The organism is Pseudomonas sp. FBCC-B35 (genome assembly GCF_059133755.1).
Map to the genome: position 1 here is coordinate 821,413 of NZ_CP101439.1, position 20,253 is coordinate 841,665.

The 20,253-nt window shown below is 63.7% G+C and carries 19 protein-coding genes and 1 pseudogene; 6 read left to right on the plus strand and 14 right to left on the minus strand.

What is annotated here, in order from left to right:
• The first annotated feature begins 112 nt into the window (after nt 1–112).
• Nucleotides 113–1,639, plus strand: coding sequence for a CoA-acylating methylmalonate-semialdehyde dehydrogenase (locus NMB38_RS03575; protein ID WP_027914371.1), 1,527 nt, complete (start codon nt 113–115; stop codon nt 1,637–1,639).
• A gap of 10 nt (nt 1,640–1,649) precedes the next feature.
• Entirely contained in the window at nt 1,650–2,537 is an 888-nt protein-coding gene (gene mmsB, locus NMB38_RS03580; RefSeq protein ID WP_027914372.1) for a 3-hydroxyisobutyrate dehydrogenase, read from the plus strand.
• Nucleotides 2,538–2,598: 61 nt separating this feature from the next.
• Here mmsB and NMB38_RS03585 read toward each other — a convergent pair whose 3' ends face one another.
• From NMB38_RS03585 to NMB38_RS03615, 7 genes are all read right to left on the minus strand, one after another.
• On the minus strand, nt 2,599–2,943 hold the full coding sequence (locus NMB38_RS03585; protein ID WP_023534343.1) for a cupin domain-containing protein: 345 nt from the start codon (nt 2,941–2,943) through the stop codon (nt 2,599–2,601).
• Between the two features lie 155 nt (nt 2,944–3,098).
• Nucleotides 3,099–4,031 (minus strand): phosphatidate cytidylyltransferase, encoded by a 933-nt coding sequence (locus NMB38_RS03590; RefSeq protein WP_023534414.1) that lies wholly within the window; start codon nt 4,029–4,031, stop codon nt 3,099–3,101.
• Nucleotide 4,032: 1 nt separating this feature from the next.
• On the minus strand, nt 4,033–4,656 hold the full coding sequence (locus NMB38_RS03595) for a lysophospholipid acyltransferase family protein (RefSeq protein ID WP_027914373.1): 624 nt from the start codon (nt 4,654–4,656) through the stop codon (nt 4,033–4,035).
• A 10-nt stretch (nt 4,657–4,666) separates the two neighbouring features.
• Nucleotides 4,667–5,098: a hypothetical protein gene (locus NMB38_RS03600; protein ID WP_028687611.1), complete on the minus strand. Its 432-nt coding sequence runs from the start codon at nt 5,096–5,098 to the stop codon at nt 4,667–4,669.
• Nucleotides 5,099–6,853: a bifunctional alpha/beta hydrolase/class I SAM-dependent methyltransferase gene (locus tag NMB38_RS03605; RefSeq protein ID WP_490805834.1), complete on the minus strand. Its 1,755-nt coding sequence runs from the start codon at nt 6,851–6,853 to the stop codon at nt 5,099–5,101.
• Between the two features lie 30 nt (nt 6,854–6,883).
• Nucleotides 6,884–7,489 carry a CDP-alcohol phosphatidyltransferase family protein gene (locus tag NMB38_RS03610; protein ID WP_027914376.1) on the minus strand — a complete coding sequence of 202 codons (606 nt, stop codon included), beginning with the start codon at nt 7,487–7,489 and terminating at the stop codon, nt 6,884–6,886.
• 113 nt (nt 7,490–7,602) lie between these two features.
• Nucleotides 7,603–8,490, minus strand: coding sequence for a LysR substrate-binding domain-containing protein (locus NMB38_RS03615; RefSeq protein WP_049696529.1), 888 nt, complete (start codon nt 8,488–8,490; stop codon nt 7,603–7,605).
• A gap of 77 nt (nt 8,491–8,567) precedes the next feature.
• Here NMB38_RS03615 and NMB38_RS03620 point away from each other — a divergent pair, with 77 nt between their 5' ends.
• Complete coding sequence (locus NMB38_RS03620) at nt 8,568–9,332, plus strand: sulfite exporter TauE/SafE family protein (RefSeq protein WP_027914378.1); 765 nt, start codon at nt 8,568–8,570, stop codon at nt 9,330–9,332.
• Here the strand turns inward: NMB38_RS03620 and NMB38_RS03625 are convergent.
• Nucleotides 9,322–9,636, minus strand: coding sequence for a putative quinol monooxygenase (locus tag NMB38_RS03625; protein WP_027914379.1), 315 nt, complete (start codon nt 9,634–9,636; stop codon nt 9,322–9,324). The two genes, NMB38_RS03620 and NMB38_RS03625, sit on opposite strands and share 11 nt — an antisense overlap.
• A gap of 155 nt (nt 9,637–9,791) precedes the next feature.
• Here NMB38_RS03625 and mdaB point away from each other — a divergent pair, with 155 nt between their 5' ends.
• The 3 genes from mdaB to ggt all read left to right on the plus strand — a co-directional run bounded on the left by mdaB (nt 9,792) and on the right by ggt (nt 13,148).
• Entirely contained in the window at nt 9,792–10,382 is a 591-nt protein-coding gene (gene mdaB / locus NMB38_RS03630) for an NADPH:quinone oxidoreductase MdaB (protein WP_027914380.1), read from the plus strand.
• An 82-nt stretch (nt 10,383–10,464) separates the two neighbouring features.
• A complete protein-coding gene (locus NMB38_RS03635) occupies nt 10,465–11,370 on the plus strand; it encodes a LysR family transcriptional regulator (protein WP_027914381.1) in 906 nt (301 codons plus the stop codon).
• A gap of 110 nt (nt 11,371–11,480) precedes the next feature.
• Complete coding sequence (gene ggt, locus NMB38_RS03640) at nt 11,481–13,148, plus strand: gamma-glutamyltransferase (RefSeq protein ID WP_027914382.1); 1,668 nt, start codon at nt 11,481–11,483, stop codon at nt 13,146–13,148.
• Nucleotides 13,149–13,280: 132 nt separating this feature from the next.
• On the opposite strand, the gene NMB38_RS03645 is transcribed toward ggt, so the two are convergent.
• From NMB38_RS03645 to NMB38_RS03670, 6 genes and pseudogenes are all read right to left on the minus strand, one after another.
• Nucleotides 13,281–14,144, minus strand: a complete 864-nt coding sequence (locus NMB38_RS03645; RefSeq protein ID WP_371259666.1) for a methyl-accepting chemotaxis protein — start codon at nt 14,142–14,144, stop codon at nt 13,281–13,283.
• A 39-nt stretch (nt 14,145–14,183) separates the two neighbouring features.
• Nucleotides 14,184–15,200 (minus strand): annotated as a pseudogene (locus tag NMB38_RS03650) (methyl-accepting chemotaxis protein); the annotation flags it as partial.
• Nucleotides 15,201–15,405: 205 nt separating this feature from the next.
• Nucleotides 15,406–16,287, minus strand: a complete 882-nt coding sequence (ypfJ, locus tag NMB38_RS03655) for a KPN_02809 family neutral zinc metallopeptidase (protein WP_027914384.1) — start codon at nt 16,285–16,287, stop codon at nt 15,406–15,408.
• A gap of 148 nt (nt 16,288–16,435) precedes the next feature.
• Nucleotides 16,436–17,521, minus strand: coding sequence for a tRNA (uridine(54)-C5)-methyltransferase TrmA (gene trmA, locus NMB38_RS03660; protein ID WP_027914385.1), 1,086 nt, complete (start codon nt 17,519–17,521; stop codon nt 16,436–16,438).
• Complete coding sequence (locus NMB38_RS03665; protein ID WP_027914386.1) at nt 17,518–18,813, minus strand: NCS2 family permease; 1,296 nt, start codon at nt 18,811–18,813, stop codon at nt 17,518–17,520. The genes trmA and NMB38_RS03665 overlap by 4 nt, the downstream gene beginning before the upstream one ends.
• A gap of 201 nt (nt 18,814–19,014) precedes the next feature.
• A complete protein-coding gene (locus tag NMB38_RS03670) occupies nt 19,015–20,235 on the minus strand; it encodes an MFS transporter (protein ID WP_027914387.1) in 1,221 nt (406 codons plus the stop codon).
• Nucleotides 20,236–20,253: the final 18 nt, after the last annotated feature.

Sequence of the window (20,253 nt, forward strand, 5' to 3'; positions counted from 1 at the left end):
GTTCTTGTAGGATGTTTGCACATCTATACTCGAAACATGCCCTCTTACGCCACCCCGCGTTAGCGACGGCGCTGGCGATCTCGTCCTGACAATAATTCCAAGGAGAACGCAGATGAACGCACCCCAGTCCCCTGACCAGACCAAGGTCGAGCAGGCCAAGCTGCTGATCGATGGTCAATGGGTGGAGTCCCGAACGAGCGAGTGGCGCGATATCGTCAACCCGGCCACCCAGGCCGTGCTGGCGCGTGTTCCGTTCGCCACCGCCGAGGAGGTGGACGCCGCCGTGGCGGCGGCCCAGCGTGCCTTTCTGACCTGGCGCCATACGCCGATTGGCGCGCGCATGCGCATCATGCTCAAGCTCCAGGCGCTGATCCGTGAACACAGCAAGCGCATTGCCCAGGTGCTGAGCGCCGAACAGGGCAAGACCCTGGCCGACGCCGAGGGAGATATCTTCCGTGGCCTGGAAGTGGTCGAGCACGCGGCTTCCATCGGCACCCTGCAAATGGGCGAATTCGCCGAAAACGTGGCAGGCGGTGTCGATACCTATACCTTGCGTCAGCCGATTGGGGTATGCGCTGGCATCACGCCGTTCAACTTCCCCGCGATGATCCCGCTGTGGATGTTCCCCATGGCCATCGTCTGCGGCAACACCTTCGTGCTCAAGCCCTCCGAGCAGGACCCGTTGTCGACCTTGTTGCTGGTCGAGCTGGCCGTGGAGGCCGGGGTGCCCGCCGGTGTGCTCAATGTGGTCCATGGGGGCAAGGCCGTGGTCGATGCCCTGTGCACACACCAGGACATCAAGGCGATTTCCTTCGTCGGCTCGACCGAGGTAGGTACCCATGTCTACAACCTGGCCAGCCAGCATGGCAAGCGCGTGCAGTCGATGATGGGCGCCAAGAACCATGCCGTGGTGCTGCCGGACGCCAACCGTACGCAAACCGTGAATGCCCTTGTAGGGGCGGCCTTTGGCGCTGCAGGCCAGCGCTGCATGGCCACCTCGGTTGCGGTGCTGGTGGGCAAGGCCCGCGAATGGCTGCCAGACATAAAGCAAGCGGCGAGCAAGCTCAGCGTGAACGCCGGCAGCGAGCCAGGTACCGATGTGGGGCCGGTGGTGTCCAAGCGGGCCAAGGAGCGTGTACTGAGCCTGATCGAGAGCGGCATCCGAGAGGGCGCCACCTTGGAACTCGATGGCCGCGACGTCAAGGTGCCGGGCTATGAGCACGGCAACTTCGTCGGCCCCACGTTGTTCTCGGGCGTGACCACCGACATGCAGGTCTATACCCAGGAAATCTTCGGTCCGGTTCTGGTGACGCTCGAGGTCGACACCCTCGATGAGGCCATCGCCCTGGTCAACGCCAATCCGTTCGGCAACGGCACCGGTCTGTTCACCCAGAGCGGCGCGGCGGCACGCAAGTTCCAGAGCGAGATCGACGTCGGGCAGGTGGGCATCAACATCCCGATCCCGGTGCCCGTACCGTTCTTCAGCTTCACCGGCTCGCGCGGCTCCAAGCTGGGAGATCTGGGGCCGTACGGCAAGCAGGTGGTGCAGTTCTACACCCAGACCAAGACGGTTACCGCCCGCTGGTTCGATGACGACAGTATCAACGACGGCGTGAACACCACCATCAGCCTGCGCTAAGGAGCACGTCATGCGTATCGCATTCATTGGCTTGGGCAACATGGGCGCCCCCATGGCCCGCAACCTGATCAAGGCCGGTCACGCGCTTGCCCTGTTTGACTTGAACAAGGAGGTACTGGCAGAACTCGGCGCCCTGGGTGGGCAGGTCAGCGCCTCACCACGCGAGGCGGTAGCCGAAAGCGACCTGGTCATCACCATGTTGCCGGCAGCCGCGCACGTGCGCAGCGTCTACCTCGATGACGATGGGGTACTGGCCGGGATCCGAGCTGGCACGCCCACCGTCGATTGCAGCACCATCGACCCACAGACCGCGCGCGAGGTGTCCAAGGCGGCGGCCGCCAAGGGCGTGGACATGGGCGATGCGCCTGTCTCCGGAGGCACGGGTGGGGCGGCGGCCGGTACGCTGACCTTCATGGTTGGAGCCAGCGACGAACTGTTCGCAGCGCTCAAGCCGGTGCTCGAGCACATGGGCCGCAATATCGTGCACTGCGGCGAAGTGGGGACGGGGCAGATCGCCAAGATCTGCAACAACCTGCTGTTGGGCATTTCGATGATCGGTGTGTCCGAAGCCATGGCGCTGGGCAATGCTCTGGGTATCGACACTCAGGTGCTGGCAGGCATCATCAACAGCTCCACCGGACGCTGCTGGAGCTCCGACACCTACAACCCCTGGCCTGGCGTGATCGAGACGGCGCCGTCCTCGCGTGGCTACACCGGCGGCTTCGGCGCCGAATTGATGCTCAAGGACCTGGGGCTGGCCACCGAAGCTGCGCGTCAGGCCCGCCAGCCCGTGATCCTCGGCGCCCTCGCGCAACAGCTGTACCAGGCCATGAGCCTGCGCGGGGAGGGTGGCAAGGACTTCTCGGCCATCATCGAGGCCTACCGCAAGCCACAATGATCAAAGGGTGCACGTCATCGTTGTACAGGGGGCGGCTCATTGCGCCCCCTGCGTCTGCCAATCAGGCGAAGACGAAGTATTTGCGCACCGTCTCGACCACTTCCCAGGTCCCCTTCATCCCTGGCTCGATCACGAACACGTCACCTGCCTTGAGGTGTTTCGGTTCCTCGCCTTCCGGGGTGACGATGCAGTAGCCATCGAGGAAGTGGCAGTATTCCCACTTGTCGTAGTTGACTTCGAACTTGCCCGGGGTGCAGATCCAGGTGCCCATGATCTTGCTGCCGTCGGCCGACAGGTAGGCGTTCAGGTTCACGGTGTGCGGGTCGCCGCCGATGCGTTTCCACTTGGTCGCGTCCACGACCGGGGTGGGGCAGGTTTCACGCAGCACGGTGATGAAATCGGACATGGCACAACTCCTGTGACTGGTTGAATGACCCGTCACCATAGGCGTTGAAGCGCCCGCGCAGTTGCCTGAAGTCGACGTCCAGGTGTCTGGCCGCGCTGTTCGCGCAGGGTCAGCCCAAACTACCGGCTAACGCGCTACCAGGCCTTGGCGCCGTTTCAAGCCCACCAGTAGCGCACGAAGTGGAAAAACACCGGTGCAGCGAAGCAGACCGAGTCGATGCGGTCGAGCATGCCGCCATGGCCTTCGATCATGTGCCCCCAGTCCTTGACGCCACGGTCGCGCTTGATCGCCGACATCACCAGCCCACCAAAGAAGCCCATGGTATTGACCGCCAAGGCCATCAAGGCGGCCTGCCAGAAGCTGAACGGCGTGATCCAGCACAGCAGCGCGCCGATCAGCGTGGCCAGTGCCACGCCGCCGACCAGGCCCTCGAGGGTTTTGGAAGGCGACAAGTTGGGCGCCACCTTGCGCTTGCCGAACAGCTTGCCGCACACGTATTGCAGCACATCGCTGAGCTGCACCACCACGATCAGCCAGGCGATCAGCAGCAGGTTGCGCCCCTCGAAGCCGGGGATCTCCAGGGTCATCAGCGCCGGCACCGACGATACGCAGTACACCGCGATCATCAAGCCCCACTGGACCTTCGAAGCCCGCTCCAGAAAGCGCGTGGTGTCGCCCCCAAGGCTGGCGAGGATCGGCAGCAACAGGAACAGGTAGACCGGAATGAAGATGCTGAACAGGCCATACCAGTCCATGGCGATGAGCACGTACTGGACGGGCAGCGCGATGTAGAACGCCGCCGCCAGGGCGGGGTAGTCACTGCGCCGGGTGGGCGTGAGGGTCATGAACTCGCGCAAGGCATAGAACGACACACCGTAGAACAGCACGATCACGCCGTATTTGCCGAAGACGAAGGCGATGCCGATTACCAGCACCATGACCCACCAGGCATTGATGCGGGCGTTGAGGTTGTCGATCACCGCATGGGGCCCGGGGCCTGCGCGCCACTTCAGCACACGGCCGATCACACTGGCGAGCAGCAGCAGGGCGCCGATGCCGGCGAACAGCGCGAGGGTATTGTCGTGCATGTCAAACGTCCTTGGGGGCTAGATCGAGCAGGGCTTGGCCAGCCCGCTCCAGAAAGGCTTGCTTGCTTTCGTCGGCCTGCAGGTGCAAGGGTTCGCCGAAACTCAGGGTGCATAGCAACGGCAACGGCAAGGCGCGTCCCTTGGGCATCACCCGATTGAGGTTGGCGATCCATACCGGCACCAGCTCGACCTGCGGGTGGGCCGCCGCCAGGTGATACAGGCCACTTCGCAACGGCAACAAGGGCTCATCGCTGAGGTTGCGCGTGCCTTCCGGAAAGAAGATCAGCGAATCGCCCTGGGCCACGGCGTCGAGTACCGGTTGCAAGGGGTGGCCCTGGCCTTCGTCGCGATGTCGCTGGATCAGCACGCCATTGAATACCTTGCGGATGAGAAAATCGCGAATCCCCGGCTTGGCCCAGTAGTCGGCACCGGCTACCGGCCGAGTGCGACGCCGCAGCGTCTGGGGCAGCGATGCCCATAGCAGGACGAAATCGCCGTGGCTGCTGTGATTGGCAAAGTACAGGCGCTGCACCGGAAGGGGCGTGCACCCCAGCCAGAGGGCTCGCGCCCCGGTAATCAGGCGCGCGGCCGAGGTGATCAGGTAGGCGGTCAGGTTGGCGAGCATGGAACGTTCATCATCCTTTGATAGACAGTATCAGCAGGGTAGCCAAGGCCACCGTGAGTTGCAGGCCCAGGCACAGGCCCTGGCGACGCAGCAGAGCAAGCGCCGCCCGGCTGCGGACCGGCCAGGTGCGCGCATCGACTGGCTGCGGCTTGAGCCCGTGGTCGAACAACGCGCGGTCCAGTGCCTGGGTGTCTGCTGCCAGGTCCTGGCTGTTGGCCAGGTGCGCGAACAGGTCGGCATCGAGTGCAACGCGGATGGCCCAGTACTTGTGCAGCATGCCCAGGCCGATGAGCAGCAGGCACGGCACAAGCGACCAGGGTGACAGCGCCGCGCCAAGCAGCGGCACCAGGCCGAACCCGAGCGCCAGCAGGGTCATGCCGTCCGAGAGCCCTGCCAGTTGCCGGCCCCGGCGCAGCAGGCTAGCGACCAACACAAGGTCCACTCAGCGCACCCGTTGAGCGAGGCTGACACTGAAAATCCCCCACTCGTCGATGCGCTGGGTCACCTTGCGAAAGCCTGCCGCCTCCACCAGCTGGTCCATTTCTGCCTGGCTGCGACGACGCATCACCCAGGCCTCGCCACCCCGGTGGCTGGTCAAGGCACGCGCAATCATCTCCAGTTGCGGGTGCCACGGTTGACCGGTGTAGACCAGGTAACCGCCATCCTCCATTGCCTGTGCCAGGCCAGCCAATGAGTTGCTCACCAGGGTGTTGCTGGCGAACAGTTCGTACAGGCCTGATACCACTGCCAGCGTCGGAGGCTGTTCCAGCGTCGCCAGGCTAGGGCGGTCGAAGGCATCGCCCTGGACGAAACGGGCAATGTCCCCCAGGCCCTTTTCCTGGATCAGCGCGGTGCCTTGTTGCACGTTGAGCGGGCTGTAATCGCGCAGCAGGATTGATTCTGGGCGTTGATCGACCTGTTGCAGGGCTTCGAGAATGTAGCGGCCATGGCCGGCTGCGATATCCACGATGTGCACGGGTCGGCCGGCCTCGCGTAGACGATCCATGGCCAGGCGCAGCAGTGCTTCCACATTCAGCTTGCGCTGGCGAATGCCACGCCAGCCGATGGCATTGAGGTAGTTCTGGTCGACCAGGCGGCCCAGCGCGCCTTTGCCTGCAGGCTGGTTGCGGTACACGTAGTCCAGTGTGCTGCCCGAATCGAAACCCGTGTCGAAGCCTAGCCGCACGCCGTCCGCTACCTTGCTGCCCAGGCGCAGACCGGCTCGGGTGGCGCGCCAGTAAAGCCCGCGCAGCGAGTGGCGGGGCAAAGGCGCGGCCAAGCTTTCGGCCTCGGCGCAACTGGCGCCGGTCTTGTCCGCATCGAGCAGCGAAGGCCGCTCGGCAGGGCAGGCGAAGCAGTGCTCGACGAAACGCTCGATACGCCGTAAAGCGTGTGCTCGCTCACGCTCGCCCAAGGTGTCGTGGAAGAACCCCGGCAGCACGTGCATCTCCTTGCGCGCACTGCCCAGACGGTCGAAGAAGCGCTGCTGGGGTGCTAGCTCGACCACCAGGTCTGTACCGGAGACCAGCAGTTGCGTCGGTAGCTGGATGGCCTGGGCGTCGGCCACCACACGATCGGCGGCTTCGTACAGCCCTAGCAGCATGGTCACCGAAATGGGCCGGCTGATCAGCGGGTCTGCCTTGTACGACATGACCCGTTCCGGGTCATGGGTCAGCAGTTGTGGCTTGACGTAGCTGTTGACGAAGAAATTGCCGCGCACGGCCTTGAGCAGCTTCAGGCCAGGGCGTGCCAAGGGGACGTACAGCTTGACCTTGAACGCCGGAGACGCCAGCACCAGGCAACGCACCTTGGGTGCATAGTCATGCGCCCAGGTGGCCACCAGCACCGCGCCGACGCTCTGCGCCAGCACCACCAGGTCCTGTTCGGCCAGCCCGTGACGGGCCTGAATGTGCTCGATGAACGTCTGCACGTCGCGCACGCTGGTCGCGAAGCTCGGGCTGTCCCCGCGTGCGCCGGGCGACAGGCCATGACCGCGGGCATCCCAGGCGAATAAGTCATAGCCCGGCATGTCCAGCTCATCGGCCAAGTGGGCGATTCGCCCGCCGTGTTCATGGCCACGGTGGAACATCACCACCGCCCGACGCGGCTGGTGTTCGTTGCGCGTGGCGGGCCAGTGGCGGTAATGCAGCTCGACACCGTCATGGGTGGAAAAATGCAGGCTTTGCGCTTGGCGCATGGTCGATATCCTTATGCGACGGGCGAAGACTCAGCGGGTTTCAGCCAGCCCGCGACGCACCCGGTTGTAGAGGGTATAGAGGCAGAGCGCCAGGACCACAAGCAGCAAACCATTGATCCAGGTACCGTCAAGCACATCCAGGGCGACACCGGTACCCAGTACACCAAAGGCGAAGGCGCGGTCGCTCTTGCCCATGGGCCCGTCATAGCGGCGCGAGGCACCTGCCAAGGGCCCCATCACGCCAGCGTATTCGCTGATCGTCGCCAGTAGCACCACCATCACCACCAGCGGCGGCCACACGCCTACCAAGAGGGCGAACGGCAGGTACAGGGCGGCATCGGCGATCACGTCGCACAGCTCGTTCAGATAGGCGCCAAGGGTGGATTGCTGGCCAAATTCCCGTGCCAGCATGCCGTCGATGGCGTTGAGCGCCATGCGCAGCAGCATCCATATGGGCACCAGGATGAACAACCCGTGAAGGTGGGGCAGGGCCGCCAGCAGCAGCCCTAGCGCAACGGAGATGACGGCAGCGGTGAGCGTGACCTGGTTGGCCGTCACGCCCCTGTCGTACAGGCGCTGCACCAGAGGCCGCAGCAGGGCCTGGAAACGGGGTTTGAGCTGGTAGATCGAGGCCACTGGCAAGTCCTTTTTGGTGGGGCGTTGTCGCGCATTCTGTTGCAGTCTTGGTGGCCGGTAAAGCCGCAGTCACCGGCGCTCTTGCCACTGACCTGGCTGCGCGACAAGAAGTTTCAGGCACACCCGGCGAATACGCTGACCAATGCCGCTGCGTAGCCTGGCAGGGCCGCAAAGTCGCGCGCGCACAACAGCAACTTCCGGTTAGCCCAGGGTTCCTGCAGTGCCATGGCCCGCAGCGGCAACACCCCTTGCCAGCGCTGCACCGCCGCCAAGGGCACGACCCCGACGCCGGCACCGCCTGCGACCATGCGCAACACGCCTTCGAAGCCCTCGGCACGAACCCTGACGCGCATGCGCTGGCCTGCACGCAGCGCCTGCTCTTCCAGGTAAAGCGCCAGGGCACTGGCCGGCCCGAGGCCGACGTGACCATGGGCCAGGCTGTCGACGAAGCGCGGCGAGGGAAGGTTGACGAGCGGGTGATCCGTTGGCGTCACCAGTACCAACGGGTCGTCGCGAAAGGGCTGCGTCTGTAGATGCTCGCTAGGTGCTGCGCTGGAGATGATGCCCAGGTCGGCCATGCCCTGGGTGATGGCCTGCACGATGCGCAAGCTCGGGTACTCCTGCACATCCACGCTCATGCCTGGGTTCTGGGCAAGGTAGGCCGCCAGCAGTTCGGGCAGGTATTGGGTCAGGGCCGCGGTGTTGCACAGCAAGCGCACCTGGCCTTGATGCCCCTGCGCGTACTGACCCAGGTCGAATTGCAAGCGCTCGACCTGCTGGGCGATGAGCCGGGCATGTTGCAGCAATGCCTGCCCGGCGGGCGTGGGGCTGACACCTCGGCGATTGCGCAGCAGGAGTGCAACGCCCAGGGACGCCTCCATGGCACGAATCCGGGCGCTGGCTGCTGGCAGCGACAAGTGGCTACGCCCAGCACCGGCGGTGATGTTTCCACACTCGACAGCGTGCCGGAATAGGGTCAGGTCAACAAGATCAAAATGCACGTGGCTCTGTCCAGGCAAGAGGCTGACCACGAATATGACAGATGTTCAGCGCGTCATGCATTGGCCATGATGGGCACATGATGACATTTACAGCGTTTTACCAAGACCTTGGCCTACTGCTGACTGCGCTGGTGTTTGCCACCTTTGTTCTGGCAGGTGCCGTCAAGGGCGTGATCGGGCTCGGCCTGCCGACCGTGGCCATGGGGCTGCTGGGCATGGCTCTGCCGCCCGCGCAGGCTGCTGCGTTACTGATCGTCCCATCCACCGTGACCAATCTCTGGCAATTGGCGGCAGGAGGGCATTTGCGAGCGTTGCTGCGCAGGCTGGGCCCGATGCTGGCCATGATCTTTATCGGTACCTTGCTGGGCAGTGCGTGGCTGGGCATCAGCAGTGGCCCCTGGGCCGCGCATGCACTGGGAGGCGCACTGATTCTCTATGCCGTTTATGGACTGGCTGGGCCGGCCTTGCGCATTGCCCGGAAACGCGAAGGGTGGCTCGGCCCTGTCTGCGGCCTGGCTACCGGAGTGATCAGTGCGGCCACGGGTGTGTTCGTGATGCCGGCAGTGCCGTACCTGCAAAGCCTTGGGCTTAGCCGTGACGAGATGATTCAGGCCCTTGGGCTGGCATTTACGGTGTCCACCCTGGCGCTGGCTGTGGGCCTTGCCGGGCAAGGCGCACTCGGCGGCCCGGCGCTGGGTGCTTCTTTACTGCTGGTGGTGCCCGCCCTGCTTGGCATGCAGGCGGGCCAGTGGCTGCGCCGACGCGTCAGCGCACAGGTGTTCCGCCGCTGTTTCTTGGTGGGCCTGATGCTGCTGGGCGTGCATTTGCTGATCAACGGTTAGCGGATGAGTCGCTGAGCATGTCGACCCGTTGGACCTCGAAGTCGCGCTCCAGGTAATCCATGCGCCGGTCGAAAAAAGCAGCCATGTGCGGCAGGGCCGAGTGCACATCCAGTGCCGCCTTGTTCGCCCAGACTTCGAAGAACACGAACAGGCTCGGGTCCTGCTGATCGCGCAGCATGTGGTATTCGACACAGCCGGGTTCTTGTCGGCTGGGCTCGACATAGGGCCGGAACAGTTGCTCGAAGGCTTCTGCCATTTCCGGGCGTGTCTTGGCTTTGAGAATGAAGGCGTATTGCTCGTTCATGAGGGTCTCCTGCTTCGTAAGTGCCAAAGATTAAAGCAATAATCCCGGTCGATTCGTGATCTTGAGTCAAATGTATTTTGCTGTTGATTGGCTGTTTCCCAACTGCGCCTGACCTTAACCTGCCTGCAATCAGTGATCAGGTCCGGGAGGCCCCCATGAAAAACATCTTGCTACTCAACGGCGGCAAACAGTTTGCCCATTCCGCAGGCCAGCTCAATAGCACCCTGCATGAGGCCGCACTGGCGCACCTTGACCGTGCAGGTTTCGACGTGCGCCAGACCTTCATCGACGGGGGCTATGACGTCCAGGAGGAGGTGGAGAAATTCCTCTGGGCTGACGTGGTGATCTACCAGATGCCAGGCTGGTGGATGGGCGCGCCCTGGACCGTCAAGAAGTACATCGATGAGGTCTTCACTGCCGGGCACGGCAGCCTGTATGCCAGCGATGGTCGTACCCGCTCGGATCACACGCAGAAGTACGGCAGTGGTGGGCTCATTCAAGGCAAACAGTACATGCTGTCGCTCACGTGGAATGCACCGCAGCAGGCGTTCGACGAGGCTGACGACTTCTTCGAGGGCAAAGGTGTGGATGCGGTGTACTTCCCCTTCCACAAGGCGCAGCAGTTCCTGGGCATGAGCGGCTTGCCGACCTTCCTGGCCACCGACGTCATGAAGCGCCCGGATGTCCCGGCAGCGCTGGCGGCCTATCAAGCGCACCTGGAGCGGGTGTTTGGCAAGGCTCGGTAGACATCTGCCTTGATGGCACTGCTGGACTTCCCTTGCGCAAGCGGCTATCTAGACCCTGGCAACTCTACCCGCAGGCCTTGATGTGAAAACCCGATCCGAAGAACTCCAGGTGTTCGTCGCCGTCATCGACTGTGGGTCGATCTCTGCAGCGGCCGCGCAAATGGGCCAGACGCCCTCGGCGGTCAGCCGAACCCTGGCGCGCCTTGAGGCCAAGCTGGGCACCACGCTGGTCAACCGCACCACCCGGCGCATGGACCTGACCGAGGAGGGGCGGTTCTTTCTCGAACAGGCAAGGCAGGTGCTGCGGCAGATGGACGAGCTGGAAGAGCGCCTGGCGATGAACCGGCAGACGCCCATCGGTCGCCTGCGGGTCAACGCGGCCACGCCATTCATGCTTCACGCCATCGTGCCCTGGATAGGCGAGTTCCGGCAGCAGTACCCCGGCATCGACCTGGAGCTCAACACCGACGATTTGATCATCGACCTGCTTGAGCACAGTACCGACGTGGCCATCCGCATCGGTGAGCTGGCCGATTCCAGCCTGCACGCGCGCAACCTGGGTTGCAGCCCGGTGCAGGTGCTCGCCAGCCCGGCTTATCTGGCGCGTCACGGCACCCCCCAGCGGGTCGAGGATCTGGCCGATCACTGCCTGCTTGGCTTCAGTCAACCCGAGACGCTGAACCAGTGGCCCCTGCGCCATGCCCAGGGCGAACACTGGACCATTCGGCCTACGCTGGTCGCTTCCAGCGGCGAGACGCTGCGACAACTGGCGCTGGCCGGGGAGGGCATCGTCAGCCTGTCGCACTTCATGACCCACGAAGACATTCGCAGCGGCCGCCTTCAGGTCGTGCTGCCCCAGGCCAACAACGGCCATCGTCAGCCCATCCATGCGGTGTACTACCGCAATACCCAGCTGGCCCTGCGCATTCAATGCTTCCTGGATTTCATCCAGCGCAAGTTGGCCATCTACGCCTGTTCAGTTGCCTGAACGCGACATCTGCTGCCTAGGGGCGGCGCGTCATGGACGATGAGATTGCACAGGCCTGACGCTTGGGTCTTACTGACGGTCCCACAAGAACAACACCCAAGGAATGTGTCATGCGTAGCGTCCCTTTCCAGTACCTGGCTCTGGCAGCCGCGCTGTTGGGCAGCTCATCGGTGTACGCCGTTGCCCTGGAGGGCGGGGCTGTCGCCGCGCCTGATCAGTACGGCGCCCAGGTAGCCGCCGATATCCTGAAAAAAGGCGGCAACGCGGTCGATGCCGCGGTAGCCACCGCATTCACGCTGGCAGTGACTTACCCCGAAGCCGGCAACATTGGCGGTGGGGGCTTCATGACGTTGTTCGTGGACGGCAAGCCCTACTTCCTTGACTACCGTGAAGTGGCGCCCAAGGCGGCCACGCGCAACATGTACCTGGATGACAAAGGCGAAGTGATCGAGAACCTGAGCCTGGTGGGTGCCCGTGCTGCAGGCGTGCCAGGCACGGTGATGGGCTTGTGGGAGGCCCATCGCAAGTTCGGCAAGCTACCGTGGAGCGAGCTGCTGACACCGGCCATCGGCTACGCCAAAAACGGCTTCAAGGTCGCCGACAAGCAGTATCAGTACCGCAACGATGCCCAAGGCATGTTCAAGACCGCCACCAACTTCAACGACTACTTCGGCAGCATGAAGGTGGGCGAGCTGTTCAAGCAACCCGAGATGGCCCAGACCCTCGAGCGCATCGCCGACAAGGGCGTGAGCGAGTTCTACCAGGGCAAGACCGCCGACCTGCTGGTGGCGCAGATGCAGGCCGACAAGGGGCTGATCACCAAGCAGGACCTCAAGGACTACAAGGCCGTGTGGCGTGAGCCCATGGCCGTCAGCTGGCGCGGCAATGTCGTGTACACCGCGCCCCCGCCCAGTTCCGGTGGCGTTGCCCTGGCCCAGCTGCTGGGCATCAAGGAGGACCGTGCCGCCGATTTCAAGGGTGTGGCGCACAACTCTGCGCAGTACATCCACCTGTTGGCCGAGATTGAAAAACGCGTTTTCGCCGACCGGGCCGACTACCTCGGTGACCCGGCTTTCACAAAAGTGCCCGTGGATCAGTTGGTGGCCAAGGATTACCTGGCCAAGCGTGCGGCTCAGGTCAATCCCAAGGCCATTTCCGCTACCGATCAGGTCAAGCCCGGGCTGGAGCCGCACCAGACCACGCATTTTTCCATCGTCGACAAGGCCGGCAATGCGGTCAGCAACACCTACACGCTCAACCTCGACTACGGCAGTGGCGTGGTGGTCAAAGGTGCCGGGTTCCTGCTCAATGACGAGATGGACGACTTCAGCGCCAAGCCGGGTGCCGCCAATGCGTTCGGCGTGATCGGTGGCGATGCCAATGCCATCGAGCCGGGCAAGCGCATGCTGTCTTCCATGAGCCCCAGCCTCATGACCCGTGACGGCAAAGTGGAGCTGGTGATCGGCACACCGGGTGGGTCGCGCATTTTCACCTCGATCTTCCAGGTGATGAACAACCTGTATGACTACGGCATGCCGCTGGACAAGGCAGTGGCTGCGCAGCGGGTCCACCACCAGTTGCTGCCCAAGGACACGATCTATTTCGACAGCTATGCGCCGCTAACCGGGCAGGTGGCTGCTGATCTGAAAAAGATGGGTTACGTGCTGGAGGACCAAGGCTGGGAGATGGGCGACATCCAGGCCATTCGGGTCAACGGACAGACGCTTGAGACCGCGTCCGACCCGCGTGGCCGTGGAGTAGGGATGGTGGTGAAGTGAAGGGCTGATGGCGCGCCGGTTGCTGGCGCGCCGAAGTGCGAGCACTCAGCCAATGGCTGAGGCTTGCGGCAACAGCAGAGGCCGTTGTGCGGCCTCTGCTACGGGCCACCACGCCCAACCCACTGCCTCAGGTCAAACGCGGAACCGGCTGACCAGCATCTGCAACTCGCCCCCCAGGCGCGCCAGCTCAACGCTCGACGCCGCCGTCTCGTCGCTGGCAGAGGCCGTCTGCTCCGACACATCACGCACATTCAGAATGCTGCGGCTGATCTCTTCGGCAACCGCGCTCTGCTGCTCGGCTGCGGCGGCAATCTGCTGGTTCATCGACTGGATGCTCGACACGGTGCCCGTGATGTTCTCCAGCGACTCACCGGCCTTGCGCGCCAGGTCGACACTGCTGTCGGTCAAGGCGCGGCTGCCCTGCATGGCATTGGCTACCTGCTGGGTGCCGTGCTGCAGGCTGGCGATCAGCTCCTCGATTTCCTCGGTCGACTTCTGCGTGCGCTGAGCCAGCCCGCGCACTTCGTCTGCCACCACGGCAAAACCGCGTCCGGCTTCGCCTGCACGTGCCGCCTCGATGGCCGCGTTGAGGGCCAGCAGGTTGGTCTGCTCGGCCACCGATTTGATCACGTCCATGACGCTGCCGATCTTCTGGCTTTCCTGCTGCAACGCAGTCATGGCCTCGGTGGAGCGGTGCATGTCCTGCGCCAGGCGCTCGATCTGGCTGATCGCCTCGCCCACCACCCGATCCCCGGCCCGCGCCTCGCCATCGGCACCTGTCGCCGCCTGCGAAGCCTGTTCGGCATTGCGTGCCACCTCCTGAACCGTGGCGGCCATCTCATGCATTGCGGTGGCCACTTGGTCGGTCTCGACTTTCTGGCTATTGGCACCGGCACTGGTCTGTTCGGTCACGGCCGACAGCTCCTCGGCAGCGCTGGCGATCTGGGTCACACTATCGCGAATGCCCCCGATCAGCTCGCGCAGGGTCGTGCCCATGCGGGCAATGCCTTGCTGCAGCACCCCCAACTCGTCGCGGCGGGTGACATGCAACTGTTGGGTCAGGTCGCCGCTGGCGATTTTCTCGACCGCCGCCAAGGTGTCCTGCAACGGCCGGGTGATCTGCCGGGTGATCAGGACGGCGGCCACGATACCCACCAGCAACGCCAGCAGGGTAGCGATGGTCTGCAAGGTGCGCGCCTGGCTGCTTTCGACATCGCGACGCTCCAGCTGGATCTTGTACAGCGCATCGCTGTGCTTGACGATGTCCGCGCCCTGGACCGTCATCTCGGCGCGAGCACCGGTAATGGTGGTCACGGCATCGCGGAATTGACGCGTAGCTTCACGGTAGTCGGTGACTGCGCGCTCGAGCTGTTGCACCCGGTCGCTTGGGCCGGACAGCTCGCGCTTGAGACTATCGACCACCGCGAGCGCCGCATCGAGCTGGCGCAGAGCCGCCTGTTCATTGTCCGCCGTGTTGTCGGCGATGTAGCCGCGCACATCGATGCGCACCTGCATCAATTGCTGGCGGGCCTTGCTGATCAGTTGGTACTGCGCAAGGCGCACGCTGTCGGCCTCGGGCCGAGCCATGACTTCCTGGCTCAAGGCTTCCATGGCCTGGTCCGCCTGGCTACCGGCGCGGGTCATGGCGGCGCGTGCGGCACGACTGGCGTCGTAACCCTGGCGCATCTTGGACAGCGATACCTTGTAGGCACTGATGATGTCGCCCAGTTCGCCCAGCAGCTTGACGTTTTCGGGGCTCTTGAACGTGTGCTCCAGGTAAGCTTGCTGCTTGCTGAAGGTATCGAGCTTGGCCAGGGTATTGGCAGCCGCGGCATCATCGCCGTTGGCGATCATGTATTGCAGGCGGGCGATACGCAGGTCGGTAAGGTCCTTGTTCAACTGGCCGATGTCGCTCATCCAGTTGCTGCGGTCGATGAGACCGCCCAGGCTCGTCCAGCCCACCAGGGCCAGCAGGCCGGTCAGGATCAGCACCAGGGCGAAGCCCAGGCCGAGTTTGAGGTTGACGCTGATATTGGCAAACCAGCTGTTCATGCACGCACTCCAGAAGTTGTTTTCGCTCTCTTGATCTCCGATCGCAAGGCGTTGTTATTCTGGCTGCCCGCTCAATCGTGCTGGAGTTATCGGCCGTTGGCGAGGAAGCTGAAACGCTTTTTCAGCCGTAGGGGCGATACGGCGCGTTTCAGCGACCACAGGTGCTGCAATGGACGAATCAATCAGGACGCAACGCTGAGCACCTTCAGAGAGTACGCGCGCTGAAGGTGTCGCAGCTGTCGACGTCGCCTTCGGCGAACCCGGCCTTGAACCAGCGCACGCGTTGGGCCGAGGTGCCATGGGTGAACGAGTCCGGCACCACGCGCCCTTGACCCTGCTGCTGCAGTCGGTCGTCACCGATGGCGTTGGCGGCATTGAGCGCTTCCTCCACATCGCCAGGTTCCAACCAGTTCAGGCGTTTCTGTGCCTGGTAGGCCCACACGCCAGCAAAGCAGTCGGCTTGCAGTTCCTGGCGCACCAGTAGGCCATTGCTGCCTTCCATGCGCTGGCCGCTACGCCGTGCCGCGTCCACCTTGGCCGACACGCCAAGCAGCGTCTGCACATGGTGGCCGATTTCATGGGCGATCACGTACGCCTGGGCGAAGTCGCCAGCAGCCGAGAAGCGTGTTTCCATTTCACGGAAGAACGACATGTCCAGGTACACCTGCTGATCCGCCGGGCAGTAGAACGGCCCGACCGCCGCTGTGGCAAAGCCGCACGCAGAATTCACCTGACCGTTGAACAGCACCAGCTTGGGGTCCTTGTACTGTTTGCCGGACTGGGCGAACAATGCTTGCCAGGTGTCTTCGGTGTCGCCCAATACGGAGGCGACGAATTCCGCCTGCTGGTCATTGGCCGGAGGCGCCTTGCCATCGGTCACGGCAGGCGCTTGCTGCTGCATCTGGCCGGTCAATTGACCAAGGATCTGCAAAGGGTCCTGGCCCGTCAGCCAGCCGATCCCGACAATCAGCAAGATGGCGCCAAGTCCCAGTCCTTTGCCACCGCCAAAGCGCATACCACCGCCACCGCCACCTGCACCCCGTGCATCGACCACATTGTCGCTACGCCGGCCTTTTCGCCATTCCATGAGTGCTCTCCAGAGCGTGAAACAAGAAGACAAATATTAGTTCAACACAGCCTCAGGTGTCAGGGCACCTGCGGCTGTCTAGCGCATTGGAGATGGCCGGGGCGCCTGAATTCAATTTCATCGTCCCCGGCCTGCACAGGGTCCAGGCTCAGCGCCGCACCAGCAGCACACCGCTTTCCATGTGGTGGGTGTAGGGGAATTGATCGAACAACGCGCAGCGTTCGATCCGGTGGGTGTCGTGGAGCTGGGCAATGTTCGCCGCGAGTGTTTCCGGGTTGCACGAAATGTACAGGATCCGCTCGAAACGTCGGGTCAGCTCGCAGGTGTCCGGGTCCATGCCGGCGCGCGGCGGATCAACGAAGACCGTGCCGAATGCGTAGCTTTTCAGATCGATGCCTTCGAGGCGGCGGAAAGGGCGCACTTCGTTCAGCGCCTGGGTCAGCTCTTCAGCCGACAAGCGCACCAGGCGCACGTTATCCACAGCGTTCTCGGCCAGGTTGCTCAGTGCGGCGTTGACCGAGGTCTTGCTGATTTCGGTAGCCAGCACCTGGCGCACCCGGGTGGCCAGCGGCAAGGTGAAGTTGCCGTTGCCGCAGTACAGTTCCAGCAGGTCGTCATCGCGATCGCCCATGGCCTCGAAGGCCCAGCTCAGCATCTTCTGGTTCACGGCGCCGTTGGGCTGGGTGAATGCGCCTTCAGGCTGGCGATAGCTGAACACACGGCCGGCCACGTCGAGCTTTTCAACCGCATAGTCACGGCCGATGACCAGGCGCTTGCCCTTGGAGCGGCCGATCAGGCTCACGCCCAGATCTTGGGCCAGTTGCCGCGCGGCCACTTCCCACGCTTCGTCCAGTGGGCGGTGGTAGCACAGCGTGACCATCGCATCACCCGCCAGGGTGGTGAGGAATTCCACCTGGAACAGGCGATTGCTCAAAGCCTCGCTGGCCTGCCAGGCCGCCTTCAGGCGCGGCATCAGGTCGTTGATGCGCTGGCTGGCAATCGGGAAGTCGTCGATCAAGATAGCCTTGTGCTTCTCGCCCGGGGCGAACATCGCATAGTGGCGCTGGCCGTCCTCGCGCCAGAGGCGGAATTCCGCACGCAGGCGATAGTGCGCGCGCGGCGAGTCGAAGACGGCGGGCTCCGGCGCACCGAAAGGTGCGAGCAGCTCGCGCAGGCGGGCGGTCTTATCCTGCAGTTGCGCGTCATAGGCGCTAGGGTCGAATGCAGCACTCATGCGTTGAACCAACCCAGTTTGATGACGAACAGGATGGAAAGAATCACCAGGGCCGCGTTCAGGTCATGGCGACGCCCGGAAATGAGTTTCACGGCGGTCCAGGCAATGAAGCCGAAGGCAATGCCGTTGGCGATCGAATAGGTCAGCGGCATGGCCAACGCGGTGACCACCACTGGGGCTGCTTCGGTGACGTCGTCCCAATTGATTTCTGCCAGGCCCGAAGCCATCAGCACGGCGACGAACAGCAACGCCGGCGCGGTGGCGAAGGCCGGTACGCTGCCAGCCAGCGGTGCGAAGAACAGGGCCAGCAGGAACAGCACGGCGACCACGATGGCCGTAAGGCCCGTACGCCCCCCGGCGCTCACGCCAGCCGCCGACTCGATATAGCTGGTGGTGGTCGAGGTGCCCAGCAGCGAGCCGGCCATGGCGGCGGTGCTGTCGGCAATCAGGGCACGGCCCATCTTCGGCATGTGGCCATCCTTGCCCATCAGCCCTGCACGTTTGGCCACGCCGATCAGGGTGCCGGAGTTGTCGAACAGGTCGACGAACAGGAAGGCGAAGATGACGCTCACCAGGCCCACGTCCAGCGCGCCGGCGATGTCCAGTTGCAGGAAGGTCGGCGCCAGCGAAGGCGGCATGGACACGATGCCCCCGAAGGGCGTGACGCCCATGGCAATGGCTGCCACGGTCACGGCCAGGATGCCGATCAACACGGCGCCGCGCACCTTCAACGCTTCCAGGCCAACGATCAGGAAGAAGCCCAGTGTGGCCAGAATCGGTGCCGGCTGACGCAAGTCGCCCATGCCCACTAGGGTTGCAGGGTTATCGACGACGATGCCCGCATTGTGCAGCGCGATCAGCGCTAGGAACAGTCCGATGCCCGCAGCAATGGCCGAGCGCAGGGGCAGGGGAATGCTGTTCACGATCCATTCCCGGATTCGGAAGATCGACAGCAGGAAGAACATCACCGCCGACAGGAATACCGCACCCAGGGCCACTTGCCAGGTGTGCCCCATGTGCAGCACCACGGTGTAGGTGAAGAACGCGTTCAGGCCCATGCCCGGCGCCAAGGCGATCGGGTAGTTGGCGATCAGGCCCATGGTGGTCGAGCCAATGGCCGCCGCCAGGCAGGTGGCGACGAACAGCGCACCCTTGTCCATGCCCGTCTCGCCGAGGATGCTCGGGTTGACGAAGAGAATGTAGGCCATGGCCAGGAAGGTGGTGACGCCCGCCAGTATCTCGGTGCGCACATTGGTGTTGTGTGCTTTTAGTTGAAACAGCCTTTCCAGCATGCCCGCTCCCCGAGGCGCCCCCGGCGCCATGAATATGTCGACCCCATCAGCAAAGCACAGACCGTACCGGCTGCCGTGATTTCTATGGGGCAGAAAAAAGCCGCGCATCATACCAGCATGCCGGGCAGGGGCCTATGGCCGTCTGGGAATAGGCTGGCCGCGCCCGGTGCGCCTGGCGTACAGGGCCGCTGGGGCGGCCTTTCAGTCTTCGTGCAAACGGTCCCGGTTGGCCAACGTGGGGAACAGTTTTATCCACACTCCCGTCACCACCAAGGTGCCCACCCCACCCATGACGACGGCTGGCACCGTACCAAACCAGTGCGCGGTGACCCCCGATTCGAATTCGCCGAGCTGATTGGAGGCACCGATGAACAGCCCGTTGACGGCGCTGACGCGCCCGCGCATTTCGTCCGGGGTATGCAACTGCACGAAAGCGCCTCGAATGACCATGCTGATCATGTCGGCAGCGCCCAGTACCACAAGGACCGCCAGGGAAAACCAGAAGGATGTGGACAGGCCGAACGCGATAGTGGCCACGCCAAAGACGCCCACCGCCGTGAACATGGTTCGGCCCACCTTGCGCTCGAAGGGAAAGCGCGCCAACCACACCGACATCAGCAACGCGCCTACTGCGGGCGCCGAACGCAGCAGCCCGAGCCCCAGCGGCCCTGTCAGCAGGATGTCCTTGGCAAATACCGGCAGCAGCGCTGTGGCCCCGCCCAGCAGCACGGCGAACAGGTCCAGCGAGATGGCGCCCAGGATATCCGGCCGGCTGCGAATGAAACGAATGCCGGCCAGCAGCGACTCGACGGTGGCACGGCCCCGTTGAACGACTTGTCCTCGCGCCTGCAGGCTCAGGGTCAGCACACAGGCTATGGCATACAACGCCACGGTCGGGCCGTAGACCCAGCCGCTGCCGAATGCGTACAGGAAGCCGCCCACGGCGGGCGCCACAATGGTAGCCGACTGGGTCGCAGAGGCCGACGCGGCGACCGCCCGTGGAAACAGGCCCGCGGGCACGACGTTGGGCAGCAGCGCCTGGGTCGCCGGCATCTCGAACGAACGGGTGGCGCCGAGCAGAAACGCCAGCACGAAAATCAGTTCGCGGCTGACCTGATCCGTGGCGCTGCCCAGCGCCAGGGCCAGTGCGATCAGCCCTTGCAGGCATTGGCACAGGGCGGCAACCTTGCGCCGGTCATAGCGGTCTGCCACATGGCCGGTGTGCAGCATGAACAGCACACGGGGTGCGAACTCCACCAGTCCGACAAGTCCCAGGTCCAGCACGTTGCCGGTCAGCTGATACAGGTGCCAGCCAATCGCCACGGTCAACATCTGGAATCCGCTGGCGGTGAAGACCCGTGCCAGCCAGAACGCCAGAAAAGGGCGATGGTGACGCAACAGCGGCGGTTCAGTCTCGGACATCGGACACCTGTGACCTCG